Source organism: Luteibacter sp. UNCMF331Sha3.1, from assembly GCF_900109915.1.
In the GTDB taxonomy this organism is placed as follows: domain Bacteria; phylum Pseudomonadota; class Gammaproteobacteria; order Xanthomonadales; family Rhodanobacteraceae; genus Luteibacter.
Genome location: NZ_FOBU01000001.1, coordinates 710,769 through 731,360, shown reverse-complemented (window position 1 = coordinate 731,360; position 20,592 = coordinate 710,769). Strand labels below are relative to the sequence as shown.

Annotated in this window: 18 protein-coding genes; 11 read left to right on the top strand and 7 right to left on the bottom strand. The window is 69.2% G+C overall.

Translation table 11 applies throughout. The features are described from left to right. Positions 1-75: 75 nt before the first annotated feature. On the top strand, positions 76-702 hold the full coding sequence (locus BMX32_RS03215; RefSeq protein WP_089974414.1) for a 2-hydroxychromene-2-carboxylate isomerase: 627 nt from the start codon (positions 76-78) through the stop codon (positions 700-702). Positions 703-725: 23 nt separating this feature from the next. Here BMX32_RS03215 and BMX32_RS03210 read toward each other — a convergent pair whose 3' ends face one another. Beyond that, entirely contained in the window at positions 726-2,096 is a 1,371-nt protein-coding gene (locus BMX32_RS03210) for an adenosylmethionine--8-amino-7-oxononanoate transaminase (protein ID WP_089974413.1), read from the bottom strand. A 65-nt stretch (positions 2,097-2,161) separates the two neighbouring features. On the opposite strand from BMX32_RS03210, the gene gspN reads away from it, so the two are divergent. The 5 genes from gspN to mazG are packed head-to-tail and all read left to right on the top strand — an operon-like array spanning position 2,162 to position 5,874. Continuing rightward, on the top strand, positions 2,162-2,935 hold the full coding sequence (gene gspN, locus BMX32_RS03205) for a type II secretion system protein N (RefSeq protein ID WP_029213493.1): 774 nt from the start codon (positions 2,162-2,164) through the stop codon (positions 2,933-2,935). Continuing rightward, complete coding sequence (locus BMX32_RS03200) at positions 2,932-3,720, top strand: inositol monophosphatase family protein (protein ID WP_089974412.1); 789 nt, start codon at positions 2,932-2,934, stop codon at positions 3,718-3,720. The genes gspN and BMX32_RS03200 overlap by 4 nt, the downstream gene beginning before the upstream one ends. Beyond that, a complete protein-coding gene (gene nudE / locus BMX32_RS03195; protein WP_029214025.1) occupies positions 3,717-4,274 on the top strand; it encodes an ADP compounds hydrolase NudE in 558 nt (185 codons plus the stop codon). Before BMX32_RS03200 ends, nudE begins: the two co-directional genes overlap by 4 nt. Continuing rightward, entirely contained in the window at positions 4,271-5,086 is an 816-nt protein-coding gene (gene cysQ / locus BMX32_RS03190) for a 3'(2'),5'-bisphosphate nucleotidase CysQ (protein ID WP_029214024.1), read from the top strand. The genes nudE and cysQ overlap by 4 nt, the downstream gene beginning before the upstream one ends. Next, positions 5,083-5,874, top strand: a complete 792-nt coding sequence (mazG, locus tag BMX32_RS03185) for a nucleoside triphosphate pyrophosphohydrolase (protein WP_029214023.1) — start codon at positions 5,083-5,085, stop codon at positions 5,872-5,874. Before cysQ ends, mazG begins: the two co-directional genes overlap by 4 nt. A 45-nt stretch (positions 5,875-5,919) precedes the next feature. On the opposite strand, the gene BMX32_RS03180 is transcribed toward mazG, so the two are convergent. Further along, positions 5,920-6,441, bottom strand: coding sequence for a hypothetical protein (locus BMX32_RS03180; protein WP_029214022.1), 522 nt, complete (start codon positions 6,439-6,441; stop codon positions 5,920-5,922). A gap of 166 nt (positions 6,442-6,607) precedes the next feature. On the opposite strand from BMX32_RS03180, the gene BMX32_RS03175 reads away from it, so the two are divergent. Together BMX32_RS03175 and BMX32_RS03170 are read left to right on the top strand one after the other, a co-directional pair. After that, positions 6,608-7,375, top strand: a complete 768-nt coding sequence (locus BMX32_RS03175) for a DUF4097 family beta strand repeat-containing protein (protein WP_089974409.1) — start codon at positions 6,608-6,610, stop codon at positions 7,373-7,375. Between the two features lie 112 nt (positions 7,376-7,487). After that, the gene (locus BMX32_RS03170) at positions 7,488-8,591 is read left to right on the top strand and encodes an SLC13 family permease (protein WP_089974408.1); all 1,104 of its coding nucleotides are present in this window, start codon (positions 7,488-7,490) and stop codon (positions 8,589-8,591) included. Positions 8,592-8,674: 83 nt separating this feature from the next. On the opposite strand, the gene phaZ is transcribed toward BMX32_RS03170, so the two are convergent. From phaZ to BMX32_RS03145, 5 genes are all read right to left on the bottom strand, one after another. Continuing rightward, entirely contained in the window at positions 8,675-9,958 is a 1,284-nt protein-coding gene (phaZ, locus tag BMX32_RS03165) for a polyhydroxyalkanoate depolymerase (protein ID WP_089974405.1), read from the bottom strand. Between the two features lie 85 nt (positions 9,959-10,043). Then, complete coding sequence (locus BMX32_RS03160; RefSeq protein ID WP_089974403.1) at positions 10,044-10,808, bottom strand: class I SAM-dependent methyltransferase; 765 nt, start codon at positions 10,806-10,808, stop codon at positions 10,044-10,046. 30 nt (positions 10,809-10,838) lie between these two features. Next, the gene (locus tag BMX32_RS03155) at positions 10,839-13,115 is read right to left on the bottom strand and encodes a xanthine dehydrogenase family protein molybdopterin-binding subunit (RefSeq protein ID WP_089974401.1); all 2,277 of its coding nucleotides are present in this window, start codon (positions 13,113-13,115) and stop codon (positions 10,839-10,841) included. Beyond that, positions 13,112-13,663 carry a (2Fe-2S)-binding protein gene (locus BMX32_RS03150; protein ID WP_089974399.1) on the bottom strand — a complete coding sequence of 184 codons (552 nt, stop codon included), beginning with the start codon at positions 13,661-13,663 and terminating at the stop codon, positions 13,112-13,114. The genes BMX32_RS03155 and BMX32_RS03150 overlap by 4 nt, the downstream gene beginning before the upstream one ends. Before the next feature lie 47 nt (positions 13,664-13,710). After that, positions 13,711-15,024, bottom strand: a complete 1,314-nt coding sequence (locus tag BMX32_RS03145; protein ID WP_089974397.1) for an APC family permease — start codon at positions 15,022-15,024, stop codon at positions 13,711-13,713. 263 nt (positions 15,025-15,287) lie between these two features. On the opposite strand from BMX32_RS03145, the gene BMX32_RS03140 reads away from it, so the two are divergent. From BMX32_RS03140 to murD, 3 genes are read left to right on the top strand one after another with little or no spacing between them, the layout of a single operon-like run. Next, complete coding sequence (locus BMX32_RS03140) at positions 15,288-17,900, top strand: bifunctional aspartate kinase/diaminopimelate decarboxylase (protein ID WP_280140808.1); 2,613 nt, start codon at positions 15,288-15,290, stop codon at positions 17,898-17,900. Then, positions 17,897-19,246, top strand: coding sequence for a UDP-N-acetyl-alpha-D-muramoyl-L-alanyl-L-glutamate epimerase (murL, locus tag BMX32_RS03135; protein ID WP_089974395.1), 1,350 nt, complete (start codon positions 17,897-17,899; stop codon positions 19,244-19,246). Before BMX32_RS03140 ends, murL begins: the two co-directional genes overlap by 4 nt. Beyond that, positions 19,233-20,585 (top strand): UDP-N-acetylmuramoyl-L-alanine--D-glutamate ligase, encoded by a 1,353-nt coding sequence (gene murD, locus BMX32_RS03130; RefSeq protein WP_089974393.1) that lies wholly within the window; start codon positions 19,233-19,235, stop codon positions 20,583-20,585. Before murL ends, murD begins: the two co-directional genes overlap by 14 nt. The last annotated feature ends 7 nt before the right edge of the window (positions 20,586-20,592 follow it).

Below are 20,592 nucleotides of genomic sequence, written 5' to 3'. Positions count from 1 at the left end.
CTCGTGTCACGAAACATGCATTGTAGCGGGGCACGCGGGCCGCTATCGTCGGCCGGGACGCCCCGGAGCCTGAGCATGCCGATCGCCTGGTATTTCGATTTCGTTTCGCCGTTCGCCTGGCTTCAGTGGCAGCAAGTGCGCGAGCTGGCGGGCCAGCGCGAGGTGGCGTTGCGGCCGATCCTGTTCGGTGCGCTGCTCAAGCAGATGAACCACCGCGGTCCGGCCGAGATTCCGCGCAAGCGGGAATTCACCTACCGCTACGCGCAGTGGCGCGCCCGGCAGGACGGCGTACCGATGCGTTTTCCGCCGACCCACCCGTTCAATCCGCTTCCCGCGCTGCGCCTCGCCATCGCGGCGGGCGTCACGGTCGACGCCGTGGGCGCGATCTTCGAATGGATATGGGCGCACGGCCGCGCGGCCGACACCGCCGAAGCGCTCGAACCGCTAGCGGCATCGCTGGGCATCGACGATGTGCGCGTGGCGCTGGCCGCTCCCGACGTCAAGGCCGCGCTGCAGGCGAACTTCGAGGAAGCGATGCGCCAGCAGCTGTTCGGTGTCCCCACGCTCGCCATCGGTGACGAACTCTTCTGGGGTGCCGACGCGCACGGGTTCGCGATGGACTACCTCGCGGATCCGGCGCAATTCACCCGTGGCGAGATGGCCCGTCTGGGCGATTTGCCGGTAGGCCTGTCGCGCGTCTGACGGCGGGACGGACGGCGGGCCGGTCAGCCCGTTGCGATCCGGATCCCGGCGATCGCGGTGTCGACCATGAAATCGATCTCGTCTTCGGTCACCACGTACGGCGGCATGAAGTACACGATGTTGCCCAGCGGACGCAGCAGGGCGCCGTGGTCGAGTCCGTGCCGGTAGACGCGAAGGCCGCGCCGTTCGGCGGCCGGGAAGGGGGCGCGGGTGGTCTTGTCCGCCACGAGCTCGATCGCCGCGATCATGCCGGTCTGGCGCACGTCGGCGACGTGCGGATGATCGACGAGCGGCGCGATACGCGAGGCCATGTGCGCGGCGAGCACGCGGTTGCGCTCGATCACCGGATCGTCGCGGAAGATCTTCAGCGTCGCGGTGGCGGCGCGGCACGCCAGCGGATTGCCCGTGTAGCTATGCGAGTGGAGGAACGCCTTGCCCGCGGCGTATTCGGCGTAGAACGCTTCGTACACGTCGCGCGTGGTGACCACCGCCGAGAGCGGCAGGAAGCCGCCGGTGAGGCCCTTGGAGAGGCACATGAAATCCGGCGACACGTTCGCCTGCTCGCACGCGAAGAGCGTGCCGGTCCGGCCGAAGCCCACGGCGATCTCGTCGGCGATGAAGTGCACGTCGAACTCGTCGCATAGCGCGCGCAGGCCGGTCAGGTACGACGGGTGGTACATGCGCATGCCGCCCGCGCACTGCACCAGCGGTTCGACGATGATGGCGCAGGTTTCGTGCGCGTGGCGTTCGAGCAGCGTGCGCATTTCCCCCAGTCGTCGCGCCGCGACGTCGGCCGGCGATTCGCCCGGCTCGCCTTCGTAGGCGTCCGGGGAGGGCGCGAGTTCGGGCGTGAGCAGCAGCGGTGCGTATGTCTTGCGATACAGCGCCACGTCGCTGACGGAGAGCGCACCGAGCGTTTCGCCGTGGTAGCTGCCGGTCAGCGCGATGAATCGGGTCTTCTCGCCGCGACCCCGGTTCAGCCAGTAGTGGAAGCTCATCTTCAGCGCGACTTCGATCGCGGCCGAGCCGTTGTCGGCGAGGAACACGCGCTCGAGGCCGGGCGGGGTGATGCGCACCAGCTCCTCGGCGAGTTCGACGGCGGGCTCGTGCGTGAATCCGGCGAAGATCACGTGTTCCAGGCGATCGAGCTGGTCCTTCAGCGCCGCGCCGATGCGCGGCTCCGCGTGGCCGAAGAGGTTGGTCCACCACGAGCTGACCGCGTCGAGGTAGCGCTTGCCGTCGGCGCCCACCAGCCACGCCCCTTCGCCGCGCACCACGGGTACCATGGGCAGGGTCTCGTGGTCATGCATCTGGGTGCACGGGTGCCAGAGGACGGAGAGGTCGCGGGCGACGAACGCGTCGACCGCCGGAGGCGTGAAAAGGGCTTCGGTCATCCGCCCATGATCGCCCCGCGTTCTCCCGTCCTCAAGTCCACGGTTTTTCGAGGTGAGGTGATGGATTGAAATGGTTCCGCTGGTTCGCCCTGGTCGTCGTGCTCCTCGTGGCGGCCGCCGGCGTCTTCTACTGGTTCATGCCCGCCGGCGTCGCGGTGCCGTTGCTGGCCCGACGCGTGCACGGCGTGGCGTTGCACGACCTCTCCGGCACGCTCTGGGACGGCCGCGCGGGCCGCGTGGCGACCGCCGACGGCCGTGAGCTGGGCAGCCTCACCTGGCGCCTCGACCGGGCCGCCATCCTGGGCCGCGTCGATCTCGACCTCCATCTCGACGGTCGCGCCGGGCGCTTCGATGGGCACCTCGAGCGCACCGGTCCGGACGCCATGACCTGGAGCGGTGTCGATTTCCGTCTGGACGCCGCCGCGCTGGCCGGGCCGATGATGCCGGCGGGCATGGTCCCGGCCGGTGTGGTCGAGGGCCGTATCCCGCGCGCCGAGTTGCAGGGCAACTGGCCCGTCGCGCTCGATGCCGACGTGGCATGGCGCAAGGCCTCCATCCGTACGCCCGAGGGCGACGTGACGCTCGGCGGCATCGCGCTGAAGACGGGCGCGAGCGGCGGCGTCATGCACGCGACCCTGGTCGACGACGGCCAGGGCTCGCTGGCCGTGAACGCCTCGCTCGCCGCGTCGCCGCTCGGCTGGCGCGTGGAGGGCAGGCTCGTGCCGCGTGTCGACGACAGCGCGCTCGCCCATCTCGTCGCCCGTTTCGGCCCACCGGGCCGCGACGGCTCCGTCAACCTGCAACGCAAGGCGGGCCTCGCCCCGCGGATCGAGCCATGACCGACATTCTCGACAAGGCACTGGGTGCGGCACGCGACGCGGCGGGCGCCGCCGCCGAGATCATCCAGCACTACTGGCGCGCCGGCGTCGACGTCATCGTCAAGGGCGACGACACGCCGGTGACCGTCGCCGACCGCGAAGCCGAGATGGCGATCCGCGGCATTCTCGCCGCCGCGCTGCCCGAGGCGGGCATCTACGGCGAGGAGTACGGCGCGGACGATACGTCGCGCGACTACCTCTGGCTGGTCGATCCGCTCGACGGCACGAAGAGCTTCGTCCGCCGCACGCCGTTCTTTTCCACGCAGATCGCCCTGATGCACCGGGGCGAGCTGGTGCTCGGCGTGTCGTCGGCCCCGGTGTACGGCGAACGCATGTGGGCCGTGCGCGGGCGCGGCGCGTGGCTCGACGGCGAGCCCGTCCGCGTGGCGCCCACGACGTCGATGCGCGACGCGTCGATCTCCACCGGCAACGTGAAGACGCTCACGCGGGACGCTCGCTGGGACGCGCTGGGCGCGATGATCCGCGACAGCAACCGCATCCGCGGCTACGGCGATTTCTGCCATTACCACCTGCTGGCGCGCGGCGGGCTCGATCTGGTGATCGAATCCGACGTCAGCATCCTCGACGTGGCGGCGCTGGCGGTGATCGTCCGCGAGGCAGGCGGCGTCTTCACCGATATTCACGGCGCGGAGCTCGACCTCGCGTCGCGCAGCGTGCTGGCCGGCACGCCCGCCATCCACGCCGAAGCGCTCACCCGGCTCACCGGCGCTACAATCGACCGATGAACAAACGCCCGACGATCCTCGCGACGCGCGACGCGCCCGACAGTCCCCTCCGCCGGGCGGAGGAAGTGGACCTCGAGTTCTCCAACGGCGAGCGCCGGACCTACCAGCGGCTGAAAGGCAGCGGCTTCGGTGCCGTGCTGATCGTCGCGATGCGCGATCCGGAGACGGTGCTGCTCGTGCGCGAGTACGGGGTGGGCGTCGACCGCTACGAGCTCGGCGTGCCGAAAGGCCGCCTCGACCGCGACGAAACCGCCGAGCAGGGCGCCGACCGCGAACTGAAGGAAGAAGTCGGCTACGGCGCGCGCAAGCTGAAGATCCTCGGCACGCTGTCGATGTCCCCCTCGTACATGACGCACCTCGCCCACGTGGTGCTCGCCGAAGACCTCTATCCCGAGCGCCTTCAGGGCGACGAGCCCGAGGAACTGGAAGTGGTCCCCTGGCGCATCGACGAACTGCACGAGCTGATCGCCCGCGACGACGTCACGGAAGGCCGCTCCATCGCGGCGCTGTTCATGGCCCGCGAATACCTCGCCGGCCGCTATCGCCCGGCGTGACCGCACCCGCCGCCCTCTGGCTCGACCCCGTCTGCGCCATCGCGCGACGCGCGGCCGACGCGATCCTCGCCGTCTACGCGCAGGATTTCGAAGTCATCTGCAAGGACGACGATTCCCCGGTGACCGCCGCCGACCTCGCGGCGCAGCGCGTCATCGAGGAAGGCCTCAACGCGCTCGCGCCCGGCGTGCCGGTGATCTCCGAGGAAGCGCTCGCCGCGCCGTGGTCGGAACGCCGGACGTGGCGACGCCACTGGCTCGTCGACCCGCTCGACGGCACCCGTGAATTCGTCAAGCGCAATGGCGAATTCACCGTCAACATCGCACTCATCGAAGATCACCGAAGCGTACTCGGCGTCGTGCTCGCGCCCGTCACGGGCGATCTCTACGCCGCGGTGAGCGGCGAGGGCGCCTGGCGGCAGCGCACGCCCGACGCCCCGCGCGAGACGCTGTCCACCCGCGGCGCGAACGGTCTGCTGATGGTCACGGGCAGCCGTTCGTATGGCACCGGCCGCACGATGACGCTGCTCGACCGCCTCGGCGAACACGAAACCTTCGCGCTGGGCTCGTCGCTGAAGTTCTGCGTCATCGCGCGTGGCGACGCCGACATCTACCTGCGTCTGGGCGCGACGTCCGAGTGGGATACCGCGGCGGCGCAGTGCGTGCTCGAAGAATCGGGCGGCGGCGTGCTGGATCTCGCCGGACGACCGTTCCGCTACAACACGCGCGATTCGCTCATCAACCCCGAATTCATCGCCTGCGGCGACACGAGCGTCGACTGGGCGGCCCGGCTCATCGATCCGGAGGACGCGTGACCCGACACGTCGACGAATTGCTCGCGATCATGGCGCGGCTGCGCGATCCCGACGACGGCTGTCCGTGGGACGTCAGGCAGTCGTTCGCGACGATCGCGCCGTACACCATCGAAGAGGCGTACGAAGTCGCCGACGCGATCGACCGCGGCGACATGCACGACCTGCGCGACGAACTCGGCGACCTGCTGCTGCAGGTGGTCTTCCATGCCCGCATGGCCGAAGAAGCCGGTGCGTTCGCATTCGCCGATGTCGTCGCCGCGATCTGCGACAAGATGGAACGCCGGCATCCGCACGTCTTCGGCGACGTGACGCACGCGAGCGACACGGCGCGCTCGCGCGACTGGGACCGGCTCAAGGCGGAAGAGCGCGCGGCGAAAGGCGTCGACGACGCGAGCGCGCTCGCCGGTATCTCGCGTGGCCTGCCGGAATGGCAGCGCGCGGTGAAACTGCAGAAGCGCGCGGCGAACGTCGGATTCGACTGGCCCGATCACCGGCCGGTGCTCGACAAGATCGCCGAAGAGCTCGAGGAAGTGCGCCACGAGTTCGACAACGGTGCGGACGAAGAGCGCCTTGCCGACGAGATCGGCGACGTGCTCTTCGTGGCGGCGAATCTCGCGCGGCACGCGAAGGTCGACGTGTCGCGCGCGCTGCGCGGCGCGAACGCGAAGTTCGAGCGGCGCTTCCGCGGCATGGAGGCGATCGCGGCCTCGGAGGGGCGTGAACTGTCGTCGTATTCGCTGCGGGAACAGGAAGCGTTGTGGGTGCGCGTGAAGCGCGACGAGGTCTGACGGCCCACATAAAAAGGGCGGGGGCCATCGGCCCCCGCCCTGTCCTTACTTGGCAGCAGCCCGCTGCTGCATGCGCTGCTTGAACGCTTCCATCTCCTGATGGCGCTTCGTGTCCTGCGCCAGGCTCTCGTCGAGGCTCTTGCGCATCGTCGCGATCGCCGCGTCGACATTCTGCGGCTGCATCTGTGCGCGGGCCAGATGGCGATACGCATAGTCGCGCACCATCGGGTTCTGCGACTTCGCCAGCACCTCGTTGTACAGCGCCGGCAACTCTTTGCTGCGTCCGCTGGTCACGTAGAGGCGTTCGAGTGCCCGAAGGTCGCCGATCACGCCACCGCGCTGGCCGCCGTGGTCGCCGCCGCGGCCGTGACGGGCCCAGCCGCCGCGGTCGTGGTCACGATCGCCGTGGCCCCACTTCGGGCCGGGCTGCTGCGGAGGCGCCGGCTGGCTGGTGCGGGCCGACGGGGCGGCGGGGGCCTGCGGGGCGGCATCCTGCGCATACGCGAAGGCGGCCGAGCCGGCGAGTAGGAGGGAAGCGGCACTGGCGAGAAGGGTCTTGCGTTGCATAGGGTGTCTCCCGGTTGGACTTGCACGGTGAAAAACGTGCCGGTCCGGACGCGGTTGACGGCCTCGTTGCCGTCCGGTCAGGTTCGTGAGAACCCACGGCTGCAACCTTTCGGCGCGGAGCGGCATCCATGCTGTTCCATGCCACCCATTTCGAGGGGAAAACCCGATGCGTTCATTGCTCCTTGCGTCCCTGCTCCTGCTGCCTGCCGTCGCCATGGCCGACGAGGAGCATTGCCAGTTCCACGCCGATCGCAGCCTCGACCTCGATCTGCGCGGCGTCCGCACCATCCGCTTCGCGACCAACAGCCACGATCTGCACCTGTCCGGCGGCGCCGCGAGCGGCAAGGGCACCGTGCGGGGCAGGGCATGCGCGTCGGACGAGAAGGCGCTGCACAATCTGGTGGTCACGCAGCAACGGGACGGTGACACGTTGCTCGTCGAGCTCAGCAACAAGCGCGACGGCTGGTCCGGCTTCGGCAGCCACTACGCCTACCTGAAGGTCGAGGCGAGCGTGCCCGCCGATGTTCCCGTCCTGCTCGATGTGGGCTCGGGGGATGCGACGGTGACCGGCGTCACGCTGCAGGAAGGGAACATCGGCTCGGGCGATCTCGAAGCGCGTGACGTGACGGGTCCCTTCCGCGGCAAGGTGGGATCCGGCGATCTGAAGATGGACGGCACCGGTCCCCTCGACATCGCGTCCGTGGGCTCGGGCGATTTCACTGCGCGTCGCGTCAAGGGTGGCGTACGCATCGGTTCCGTCGGTTCGGGCGATGCGAAGCTGATCGACGTGGCCGGCAACGTGGCGATCGGCACGCTGGGGTCGGGCGATCTCGACGTGGACGGCGTGCGCGGCGATCTCAGCGTGCGCAGCGTCGGCAGCGGCGATGTCGACCACAAGGGCGTGACCGGCAAGGTCGACGTGCCGCGGAACTGAATCCGCGGTAGGAGCCAGCCTGCTGGCGATGGGTGCTCGCGCCAGGTACCCATCGCGCTGTCCATCGCCCGTGCCCGTTATCATCCGGCTTCCTCTTCCCGGATATCGTCGGATGACGTGGTTGCCCGAATCGCTGCGACAGCTGCGCCGCGATGTGCTCTTTCTCGTATTGCTCGCGGTCGCCATCGTGCTGGCGATCGCGTTGCCCTCGCGCGTCGGTGGCTGGCCCGCGCTGGTCGACTGGCCGACGATCGCGGCGCTGGCGGGCCTGCTGGTACTGACCAAGGCGGTCGAACGGAGCGGCGCGCTGGACATCGCAGGGCGCTGGCTGATCGACCGCACGTCGACGCGACGCGTCGCGGCCATCGGCCTCGTGGCCGCGACGGCGCTGCTGTCGATGCTGCTGACGAACGACGTGGCGCTTTTCGTGATGGTTCCGCTCACGCTGAGCATGTGCCGCATCGCGCGCATGCCCGCCACGCGGCTCGTCGTGTTCGAGGCGCTGGCGGTCAACGCCGGTTCGATGCTCACGCCGATCGGCAACCCGCAGAACCTGTTCGTCTGGCAGCAGTGGAACAACGGCTTCGGTGCCTTCGTCTGGGCCATGCTGCCGCTGGCCGGCATCGCGCTCGTGCTGCTGCTGGCGCTGACCGCCATCGCCTTTCCGTCGACGCCGCTCGAGGTGCACGAGCGCGGCGAGGAGTCCGTCGACCGCACGATGCTCGTCGTCGCCGCGGCGCTCTACATCCCTTTCATCGTGCTCACCGACCTGCACGAGGTCGCTTGGGCGCTTGGCGGCGTGCTGGCGGTGTTCCTGATCCTGCGGCGCCGCGTGGTCGCGGCGATCGACTGGGGGCTGTTGCTGACGTTCGTCCTGATGTTCATCGACCTGCGCCTGCTGGCGGGGCTCGACGCGGTAAAGGCGTTCGTCGGCGGACTGGGCCTGCAGCAGGCCGGTCATCTGTACGCGACGGGTGCGCTCGCCTCGCAGGTCGTGAGCAACGTGCCGGCGGCGATCCTGCTCGCGGAGTACTCGCACGACTGGCGGACCATCGCGTTCGGCGTGAACGTGGGCGGCTTCGGTTTCATGGTCGGTTCGCTGGCGAACCTGATCGCGCTGCGGCTGCTGGGCGAGCGCAAGGCGTACGGCACGTTCCACCTGTGGTCGGTGCCGTTTTTCGTGGTGATGGGCCTGATCGGGTCGTGGCTGCTTTGATGGGTGGGAGCCAGCCTGCTGGCGATGGGTGCCCGCGGCAAGTACCCATCGCCAGCAGGCTGGCTCCCACCAGAGCGTAACGATCAGGCCTTGCGGTTGCCCTGCGCGCCCGTGTTGCTGTTGCCCTTGTCGAACGTGCGGATGAAGTCGCGCACGTCCGGGTAGACCACATCGCGCCAGCGGCGGCCGCTGAAGATGCCGTAATGGCCGGCGCCTTCGATGGTGAGGTGCTTGCGGCGCTTTTTCGGGATGCCCTTGCAGAGGCCGTGTGCGGCTTCCGTCTGCCCGAGACCCGAGATGTCGTCGAGCTCGCCTTCGATGGTGAGCAGCGCGGTGTCCTTGATCTTCGCCGGGCGTACCAGCTCGCCGTGGACTTCCCACGTGCCCTTGGGCAGGCGGTGTTCCTGGAACACGGTTTCGATGGTGTCGAGGTAGTACTCGGCCGGCATGTCGAGCACGGCGTTGTATTCGTCGTAGAACTTGCGATGCGCCTCGGCGTCGTCGAGGTCGCCCTTGCGCAGGTTCTCGTAGAAATCCCAGTGCGACATCACGTGGCGGCTCGGATTCATCGCCAGGAAGCCCGCATGCTGCAGGAAGCCGGGATAGACGTCGCGGCCGGCGCCCGGATACTGGTAGGGCACCTTGTGGATGAGTTGGTTGCGGAACCACGACAGCGGTCGCGTGGTGGCCAGGTTGTCGACGCTGGTGGGACTCTTGCGCGTGTCGATCGGCCCACCCATCAGCGTGAGCGTGGCGGGCGTCGGCTCGCCGCGGGCGGCCATCAGCGACACGGCGGCGAGCACCGGCACGGTGGGCTGGCAGACCGACACCACGTGCGCGCGATGCACGCCCACGTGGCGAATGAATTCCTCGATGTACGACACGTAATCCGCCAGCGAGAACGAGCCTTCGTCCAGCGGGATCATGCGCGCGTCGACCCAGTCGGTGATGTACACCTTGTGGTCGCGCAGCAGCGTCCGGACCGTGTCGCGCAGCAGCGTCGAGTGGTGACCCGACAGCGGCGCGACGACCAGTACCGCCGGGTCGTTCTTCATCTTGTCGACCGTGGCCTGGTCGTCCGAGAAGCGCTTGAAGCGCTTGAGCGTGCAGAACGGCTTCGCCATCGAGACCTGCTCGACGATCGCGACGTCGTGGTCGTGCGCGTGCACGCTATGGATGTCGAACGCCGGTTTCTCGTACGCCTTGCCCAGGCGGTACATCAGTTCGTAGCCGGCGGCGGCGCGCTCGGCGCCTGGTACGCGGGCAAAGGGACTGGCGATGTCGCCGAACATCTTCGCCCCGGCCTCGGCCCAATAGGAAAGCGGGCTGAGCATCGAGCGTTGCCATTCGTGCATGAGGTAGAGCATGCCGCTTCACTTCCGGGGCCGGTAGGGGTGGCGCATCATAACCAGTTGCGCCGCGCCATGTGTAAAGCCCCTGTTTTTGCTCGATTTAGGTACCCGTCTTGCGGCAGACCAGCAGTACTTCGTCGACCCCGGGGCCTGGCGCGAAGCCCGGCGTGAAGGCCAGCGGCTTCTGGAAACGGACGCCGAGCGGCATGAACACGCGGTTGTACCACCACATGGCGCGTGCCCGCTGGTGGGTCAGGAACCACTGGCCGAGGTCGAGCAGGCGCGAGGACTTCGGCTGCATCCCGTAGACGGCGCTGCGCTCGATCGTGAAGCCGTGCCGGGCGAGCAGCGCGCGGATGGCGTCCGGTTCGTAGCGGCGGAAGTGGCCGACGAAGTCGTCGAAGGCGGTCCAGGCGTCGGGATCCAGCGGCACGGAAATCAGCAGCCTCGCGCCGGGCTCCGCCACGCGTGCCAGTTCGCCCAGTGCGCCCTCGTCGTCCACCACGTGTTCGAGGATGTCGAAGGCGCAGACGAAATCGAAGCTCGCGTCGCGAAAAGGCAGCGCGCCGATCATGGCGTTGGCCACTCGGGCGCCGTGCCGGCCGAGTTCGGCCAGCGCGGGCAGGCTGAGGTCGACGAACTGCGTATCCGGCAGCGGCAGGCGCGGCCGCAGGCCCGGAGCCACTTCGAGCCGTCGCGACGTTTCGGCGGCGATCTCGGCAACCAGCGGCCAGGTGTTGAAGCGGTCCGGCGAGAACAGCTTCGCGTCGGACCAGAGCGCGTCGTAGAAGCGCTTGTTGCTGCCGATCAGGTCGGCGTCGGTCCGCGACGCCGGCGTGGCCGAGGTGAGCGATGCGATGGTCATGCGATACCTCGGTGATGGATAGCGGATCGGCTAGCGCAGTCGCGCCAGCTCGCGCAGCAGGGGCAGGCGGCGGACACGCACCGCGGTGGCGCGGAAGACGGCGTTGGCGAGCGCCGGTGCCGCCGAGGGTACGCCGATGACGCTGGCGCCGGACGGATCGGCGGTCGACGGGACGACGATCGTCTCGACCTCATAGGGCAGGGGCTGCGTGGCGGCGACCGGATAGTCGCGGAACCCCGTCTGCTGCACCTTACCGTCCTTCACCGTGATGGCGAGGTTGAGGGCGGTGGACAACGCGTCCATCGTCGCGCCCTGCAGCTGTGCTTCCAGGCCCAGCGGATTGACCACGCGACCGACGTCGGCGACGCAGACCACGCGATGGATGTCGATGCCGTCGGTGGTCGGCGCGACCTCCACGGCATGGGCCACGTAAGCACCGAAAACGTAGGCGCACGCGATGCCGAGGCCGTTCTCGCTGCGCAGCCAGCGACTCCAGTCCAGCCGCTCGGCGGCCAGCTTCAGTACGTTGGCCATGCGCGCGGTGTCGATGGGACCGCCGCGGCCACCGTAGGGCAGCTGGCGCGGCTCGCCGAGCAGCGCGAGGCGGAAGTCCAGCGGATTGGCCTTCACCGAGTGGGCGAGTTCGTCGATGAAGCTTTCGCTCGCGAAGGTCGGTGTGACGTTGGGCGACCCGCGCCACTCGCCACGCTGCATCTTCGAGGCAAGCGGATACCAGTCGCTGCGGAAATTCGGGACGAGCCCGGCCGGCAACGCGTCCGCCACCACCTCGGATTGCCAGAGGCGGTTTTCGGGCGTGCCGCGGCCGGCGATGGCCGACGGGCTCGCCATCCGCTGGTGCCAGCCGACGATGTTCTTCTTGCGATCGAGCGACGCGTTTAGGCGGTGCACCGCCAGGGGGCGGTAGTAGTCGCGTACGAGGTCGTCGTCGCGCGTCCAGAGGACCTTCACCGGCCGGTTGCGGATGTCGTCGGGCTTCTTCGCCAGGGCGATGGCCATCGCTTCGGCGACGTAGTCGGTCTCGAGGCGGCGACCGAAGCCGCCGCCGCCGCGCGGCACCTGGATGTCGATCTGGTCGGCGCGGAAACCGGTCATGCGTTGCACGACGGTGTACACCTGACGGGGCGACTGCGTCGACGCGATCACCGTGACGCTGGTTTCCGGATCGAGGCGGACCACGCAGTTCGGCGTCTCGGCCGTGGCGTGCGCGATCCACGGCTGGAAATACGTGGCTTCGAGCGCCCGCGCCGCCTTCTTGCGCACGGCCATCACATCGCCGTCGTTGCGCACCGTGGATGGGACGACGGTGTCGTCGCCGAAGGCTTCCAGGGCCTTCTGTTCGTGCGCCGACGCCGTGGGTTCGGGGTCGTCGCCCGCTTTCCACGTCGCCTTCAGTGCCGCGCGTCCGGAAAGTGCCGACCACGTGTCGCGCGCGAGCACGGCGAGAGCGGCCGACTGCGCCGCCGTACCGGCGGGCTGCCCCTGCTCGGGCGCGATGTCGATCACGGCATAGACGCCGGGCACCTTCGTCGCGGCGTCGCGATCCGCGCTTTCCAGCGTGCCGCCCGGGTACGGGCAGCGGGCGAGCACCGCGATCACCGGATCGCCGATGGTTTCGTCGAATGCATAGCGCTGCGTGCCGGTGACGATCGCGCGGGCGTCGACGTCGCCGGCCGGCTTGCCGATCAGCTGGTAGCGCTCCGCCGGCTTGAGCGGCGGAGCCGACGTCGGCGCGTCGATGGTCGCGGCGGTGGAGGCCAGGTCGCCGTACGGAATGGTGCGGCCGTCGGCGGCCACCACCGTGCCGTTCTCGCCGCGCAGCTGCTCCGCGGGAACGCCGAGGCGGCGCGCGGCGGCCTGGAGGAGCAGCCAGCGGGCGAGGGCGCCGGCCTGGCGAAGGTCGGCCCACGCCGCGGGGATGCTCGTCGCATCGCCGCTCCGCTGCCGGCCATAGGTGAATTTCGGTTCGCCGTTACCCTGCACGACGCCCACGCCGAGCGGTTCGACGATGACACGCGACCAGTCGGCGTCGAGTTCGTCGGCGATGATGCGCGCCAGCGACGTCGCCGTGCCCTCGCCGTTGTCCGGATCGCGGACGCCGATGAAGATGCGCCCGTCCGCGGCGATGCGCAGGTAAGGGCCGAGCTGCGCCCACGCGTCGCCGAGCAGCCCGAGCGGCGGCGGTCGATCCACGGCGCCGACCGTGCCGATGCCGACGACCAGCGCACCGGCGGTGCCCGCGGCGTACTTGAGGAAGCGACGGCGCGAAAGACGGACTTCGCCACTCATGCCTTCGGGTCCTTCATCGCGCCGGCCGCGCGCTTGATCGCCTTGCGAATGCGGCCGTAGCTGCCGCAGCGGCAGAGGTTGCCGATGCGGTCGATGTCGGCGTCGGACGGATTCTTCTGGCGCGAGAGGAGATCCACGGCGGCCATGATCTGGCCCGGCTGGCAAAAGCCGCACATGATGGCGTCTTCGTCGATCCAGGCCTGCTGCACCGGATGCAGCTTGCCATCGCCGTCGGCCAGCCCTTCGACCGTGGTGACGCGCTTGCCGATGAGTTTTTCCATCTTCGTCTGGCAGGCGGCGACCGCCTTGCCGTCGACGATGACGGTGCAGAAGCCACAGTCGCCCTGGTCGCAGCCGTACTTGGCGCCCGTGAGGCGCAGCACGTCGCGCAGGTACCAGAGCAGCGGCATCGCCGCGTCGCCCGTGTGCCGGTAGCGTTTGCCGTTGACGATGAGGTCGATGCCCTCGCGCACCGGTTTGGGCGCCGGTTGGGCGGCGTCCTCGCGGGGCGGAACGGGAATCGGCGACGTCGGGCCTTGCTGTGCCATCTGCTTTCCTCAGCTGAACCGGGTCATTGTGGCATCCGTGCCCGGGATCAGCGAGCCACTTTACTGAACAGGCGTCGCCATACCGCATACACCGGCAGGCCGGCGGCGACGACGCCGCACACGACCGCGGCGCTGGCGGGCTTGTCCCACGCATAGGCGACGACCACCGCGATCACCACGGCGAGAAAGGTCAGCGGCAGCAACGGGTAGGCGGGCGTGACGAACGCAGGACGGTCGGCCGCGCGCCGGCGATACCAGAACAGGGTGGCGATGGTCACCGCGTAGGCGGCCCAGTCGCCGAACGTGGCGAAATCGAGCAGCTGGCCGTAATTGGCCACCAGCACGAGCACGATCGCCCAGGCGGACAGCGCCATCAGCGCGACGTTCGGCGTGCGGTATCGCGGATGCAGCTTCGCGACGCTGGCGAAGAACAGGCCGTCGTCGCCCATCACCTGCAGCACGCGCGCGCCGGCGACGAGGGTGATGTTGCAGAAGCCGAGCGTGGAGATCGCGATGCCGATGGCGATGATCTTCGCGCCCGTGTCGCCGAACACGCGGCTCATCACATCGGCCGCGGGGGCCTGGCTCGCCGCGAGGCCATCGTGGCCGAGCACGGCGAGATACGCGTAGTTGGTGAGCACATAGGCGGCGATCACCACCAGCATGCCGAGCACCAGGGCGCGCGGCAGCGTGCGCTGCGGGTCGCGCACTTCGCCGGCGAGGTTGTTGAGGTAGCTGAAACCGGAGAACGCGAACAGCACCGGCAGCAGCGCCCCGGCGAGGCCGCCGGACGCGTGGCCTGCCGACGGCGCGAGTGCCTGCGTCGTGCCCGCGCCGGCGAAGGCGAGGCCGGTGACGACGAGGCCCGCGATGGCGGCGAGCTTGAGGATGGCGAACACGTTCTGGACCTGGGCGCCGAAGCGGATGCCGAAGAGGTTCAGGCCGGTGACGAAGACCAGCGCGCCGACGGCGAGCGGTTTCACCAGCGTGGGCGAGAGTCCGAACACCGAGGTGGCGTAGCTGCCGAAGATCGTCGCGACCGCGGCGGCGCTGCCGCTGTAGATCACCAGCAGCATCGTCCAGCCGAACAGGAACCCGGCGAGCCTGCCGAAGGCTTCGCGCAGGTACACGTAGCTACCGCCCGCCTCGGGTCGCCGCGCGCCCAGTTCGGCATAGCACAGGCAGCCGATCAGCGTCAGCAGGCCGGCGCCCACCCAGAGGGCCAGAAGCACCAGCCCGGAGTCGGTGCGCTGTGCCGCGATGCCCGGGTTGAGGAAGATACCGCCACCGATGATGCCGCCCACCACGATGAGCGCGGCGTCCATGAGGGTGAGGCGTCGGGCGTAACCGGGGTTTTCCATGTGGATCGCAGGCGCAGGAGGAGAGGGCCGCAGGATGGCCTGTACACCGCGACCCCGCAAGCCATCGCACCGTCGGAACGGCGCACGCCGGTATCCGCGTCGACCGCGCCGGTGCGGGCGATGGGACCGCCGCCGACCGGGGTCGCGATAGCGGCGTATGCCGGCACCGGGATCCCCGTTTGCCTTTTTTCCGTTGCGGCGCAACACTCCGGCGGATATGTCCATGCGTCGATAACCCTTTCCCCACCGCAAAAAAGAGTCCCGTGAGCGAAAACGCAAACGCGCCGTTGCCCGCCAACGCGCCCTGGATCGTCATGAAGTTCGGCGGCACCTCCGTGGCCACCGCCGCACGCTGGCACAACATCCTCGAGCTGGCCGCCAGCCGCCGCGCCGAAGGCGCACGCGTGCTGATCGTGGTCTCGGCCCTGTCCGGTATTACGGACGGCCTGAAACAGCTTTGCACGCACACGGACTCGAAACGTCGCTCGGACGCGGCCGCCGCACTGGCCGATCGTCACCACGCCCTGCTCGCCGAGATGTCGCTGGCGATGCCGGACACGCTCGGCGCCCGGCTCGCCGACCTCGCGCAGCTGGCCGACACCGGTGCCGCCGATCTCGGCGAACTGGCCTGGCAGGCGCGCGTGCAGGCGCACGGCGAGCTGATGTCGAGCGCGCTCGGCGCCGCGTTTCTCTCGGCGAACGGCCTGCCGACGGCGTGGGTCGACGCGCGCGAATGCCTGCACTCCGTGGCGCTGCCGAACCAGAACGAGCGCACCCGCCTGCTTTCCGCGATGATCGAGCCGCATCACGATCCGCGTCTGTCCGCGGCGCTGGCCGCGCGCGGCGAGGTCTTCATCACGCAGGGCTTCATCGCGCAGGACGAGACCGGCCGTACCGTGCTCCTCGGGCGTGGCGGGTCCGACACGTCGGCGGCGTACTTCGGCGCGCTGCTGGCCGCGTCGCGCGTGGAAATCTGGACGGACGTCGCGGGCATGTTCAGCGCGAATCCGCGCCAGGTGGCGGGCGCACGCCTGCTGCAGCGCCTCGATTACGAGGAAGCCCAGGAAATCGCCTCGACCGGCGCGAAGGTGCTGCACCCGCGCTGCCTGTCGCCACTGCGCGAGCCGCGCGTGCCGCTGCTGATCAAGGACACCAACCGGCCGGAGCTGGAAGGCACGTCGATCGGTCCGGAAGTGCGCGAGCATGCGCCGAGCATCAAGGCGATCAGCGCCCGCAAGGGGATCACGCTGATCTCGATGGAATCGGTGGGCATGTGGCAGCAGGTCGGCTTCCTTGCCGACGTGTTCGACGCGTTCAAGCGTCACGGCCTGTCGGTGGACCTGATCGGCTCGGCCGAAACCAACGTCACGGTCTCGCTCGATCCGACCGAGAACCTGCTCGACTCCGACGCGATCGCCGCGCTGGCCGCCGATCTCGCGCGCGTCTGCCGCGTCAAGGTCATCGCGCCGTGCGCCGCGATCACGCTGGTCGGGCGCGGCATGCGTTCGATGCTGCACAAGCTGTCCGGCGTGCTCGCCGAGTTCGGCCAGCTGCGCGTGCACCTGATCTCGCAGTCGTCGAACAACCTCAACCTGACCTTCGTGGTCGACGAAGACGTGGTGGACGACATGCTCCCGCGCCTGCACGAACTGCTCATCGGTGCCGGTGCCTTGCGCACCGACGACAGCATGGTCTTCGGGCCGTCGTGGCAGTCGCTCTACGGCGGCGGCGAGCAGGCGACGCCCGTCGCCGCGTGGTGGCAGGGCGAGCGGCCGACGCTGCTGCGACTCGCGGACGAGCGCACGCCGCGCTACGTCTACCACCTGCCCACCGTGCGCGCGCAGGCGCGCCGCGTGAAGTCGCTCAAGGCCGTGGATCGCGCGCACTACGCGGTCAAAGCCAACACGCATCCCGGCATCCTGAAGGTGCTGGCGGAAGAGGGCTTCGCGTTCGAATGCGTCTCGCCGGGCGAGCTGGCCGCCGTGTCCGCCGCGGTGCCGGACGACGTGCCGCTGCTGTTCACGCCCAACTTCGCCTCGCGTCGCGATTTCGAAGCCGCGCTGCGCACGCGCGCCACGATCACGATCGACGCGCTGCATCCCATCGAGCACTGGGGCGACATGTTCGCCGGTCGCGACATCGTGCTGCGTGTGGATCTCGGTCGCGGCCTCGGTCACCACGACAAGGTGAAGACCGGCGGCACCGGCAGCAAGTTCGGCGTGCCGATCGAGCATGTGGATCGCTTCCTGCGTCTCGCCGATGCGGCGGGCGCGAAGGTGATCGGTCTGCACGCGCATCTCGGCTCCGGCATTCTCGACCATGCGCACTGGGGCGAGGTGTACTCGCAGCTCGCGGCGCTGGCGGAACGCATCGGCACGATCACCGTGCTGAACATCGGCGGCGGTCTCGGCGTGCCTTCGCATCCCGGCGAGAGCGCGCTCGACATCGCCGCGCTCGATCGCGTGCTGACCAGCGTGCGCCAGGCCTATCCGCAGTTCCAGCTGTGGGTGGAGCCGGGCCGCTACCTGGTGGCGGATTGTGGCGTGCTGCTCGCGAAGGTCACGCAGGAGAAGGAAAAGGGCATCAACGTCCGCTACCTCGGCCTCGATACCGGCATGAACAGCCTGATCCGCCCGGCGCTCTACGACGCGTGGCACGAGATCGCCAACCTCACGCGCTTCGACGAGCCGGCGACCACGATGTACCAGGTCGTCGGCCCCATCTGCGAATCCGGAGATATCCTCGGCTCGGACAGGCGTTTGCCCGAATCGAAGGAGGATGATGTCGTCCTGATCGCCCAGGGCGGCGCGTACGGCGCCGTGATGTCGTCCCGATACAACCTGCGCGACGAGGCCGACGAGGTGCTGCTCCCGTGACATCCGCTTTTTCCGATCCGCGCCAGAGCCGTGCCTTCCGGTTCGTGCGCCATACCTACGCCGACGGCGTGGCCGAGCTCGTCTATGCGTTCGACGACGGCGCCGAGCTCGCCGAGCGCATCACGTTCCCCGGTGCGCCGGCGGTGCCGGCCGGGCGGGAGGCCGCCTTCGCGGCGGCCCTCCGCCTGCTGCACCTCGTCGCGGGGGTCAGCTACTACAAGGCCGGCATTCCCGAAACGATCGTCGTCGATGGCGAGCCGCTCGACGAAGAGAGCGCCAGCCTCGCCGATGCGCTCTATCTGCATGGCCTGGCCGAGTTCGCCTACCGCAACGGGCTCGACCTGCGCGGACGCATCCGCTTTCCGTTCTCGGCCGCTCGTCCAGCCGCCGCCGCGGCCATCGGCCTGCCGAAGCGTTCGCTGCTGCCGATCGGCGGCGGCAAGGACTCGGTGGTGGCCGTGGAGGCCGTCAAGTCGATCGGAGCGGACGCCACCGCGGCATGGGTCGGCAACTCGCCGCTGATCGCGGAGTGCGCGGCGCGCACCGGGCTGTCGACGCTGAACATCTCGCGCGAACTGGCCTCTGGCCTGTTCGAGCTGAATCGCCTCGGCGCGTGGAACGGCCACATTCCGGTCACCGCCATCAACTCCACGATCCTGGCATTGGCGGCGATCCTGTACGGCTACGACTCCATCGTGTTCGCCAACGAGCGCTCGGCGTCGGTGGCGACGCTGGAATACGACGGCCAGCAGGTGAATCATCAGTGGAGCAAGGGGTTCGGTTTCGAGAAGACCCTGCACGACTACCTGCATTCGCACGTCGCCGCCGATCTCGACTATTGCTCGCTGCTGCGTCCATGGTCCGAACTGGCCGTGACGAGCGCGTTCGCGCGCCTCGGCGGCGATTATTTCAATGTGTTCTCGAGCTGCAACCGCAATTTCCGCATCCTCGGCCCCAAGCCCGCGGATCGCTGGTGCGGCCAGTGCCCGAAGTGCCATTTCGTCTTCCTCGCGCTCGCGCCCTTCATGGCGAAGCCGCGGCTGGTGTCGATCTTCGGGCGCAACCTGCTCGACGACGACGCGCTCGCCGGCGCCTTCGACGCGCTGCTGGAATACAAGGATCACAAGCCGTTCGAGTGCGTGGGCGAGGGCGCCGAGGCGCGCGCTGCGATGGCGGCGCTCGCCGAGCGTCCCGAGTGGCGCGAGGACGCGCTCGTCTCGCGGTTTCGCACCGAGATCCTGCCGCAGCTCGACCGCGCCGAGCTGGCGATCGAGCCGTGGCTGCAGCCGGGTGCGTCGCATCTGGTTCCCGAGCGTCTGCGCGGAGCACTGGATGCGCTGGGCTGATCTGAAGGGACGGCGCATCGCCGTCTGGGGCTTCGGTCGCGAGGGTCGCGCGGCGCTGCATGCGCTGGCGCGACGCCTGCCGGGACAGGTGGTCGATCTGTATTGCGCGGCGGACGAAGCGGAAGCGGCGCGAGCCGCGTTCCCGGCCGTGCGGTTGCATGCCACCGCGCCCGACGCCGAAACGCTCGCGAGTTACGACGTCGTGGTGAAGTCGCCGGGCATTTCCGCGTACAAGCCCGAGATGCTTGCCGCGCAAGCGCGCGGCACCGGATTCACGTCGGGTACCGCGCTCTGGTTCACCGGGCATGTCGGCGCACGCACCATCGCCGTCACGGGCACGAAGGGCAAGAGCACCACGTCGGCCCTCATCGCGCATCTCGCGCGATCGCTCGGCGTACGCACCGCGCTCGCCGGCAACATCGGCATGCCCCTGCTGGAACTGGACGACTCGGAGGCGGATCTCTGGGTGATCGAGCTGTCGAGCTTCCAGACGGGCGACGCGTCCGGCGTCGACCTCGGCGTGGTGACGAGCCTGTACGAAGAACACCTCGACTGGCACGGATCGCGCGAGCGTTACGTCGACGACAAGCTGAAGCTGCTCGCCGCGTCGTCGAAGGTGCTGGTCAACGCCATGCAGCCCTCGCTCCTGGCGCGCGCGGAAGATCACCCCGGCCTGCATGGCTTCGGTAGCCGCGATGGCTGGCATGTCGCGGACGGCTGGATCGCGCGCGGGAGCGAGCGCGTGATCGAAGCGTCGCGCGTCGCCGCGCCGGGGCTGCACAACGCGATCAACGCGTGCGCGGCGCTCGCCGCGCTCGAGATCATGGGCTACGACGCGCGAGCGGCGGCGCCCGCGCTCGCCACGTTCGTGCCGCTGCCGCACCGCCTGCAACCGCTGGGCGAGCGCGACGGCCTGACGTGGATCAACGATTCGATCAGCACGACACCGCTGGCCAGCCTTGCCGCCCTGGAGAGCGTTGGCGCAAAGCGCGTCGCGCTGATCGTCGGCGGGCACGATCGCGGCCTCGACTGGACGCCGTTCGTCGAGGCCATGCGTGTGCATGCGCCCGAGGCGATCGTCTGCCAGGGCGCGAACGGTGCGCGTATCGCGGATGCGCTGGATGCGGCGGGCGTCGCGAACGTGCATCGCACCACCGATCTCGCCGCCGCCGTGGCGGCCGCGCGCCATGTCCTCGCCGGCAATGGTTGCATCGTGCTGTCGCCGGGCGCGCCGAGTTTCGATCAGTTCCGGGACTACGCCGAGCGTGGAAGCCGGTTCGCCGAGCTCGCGGGGTTTACCGGCGAGGCGTCCGGTATCCGGAATCTGGGTATCGCCTGACCCAGAC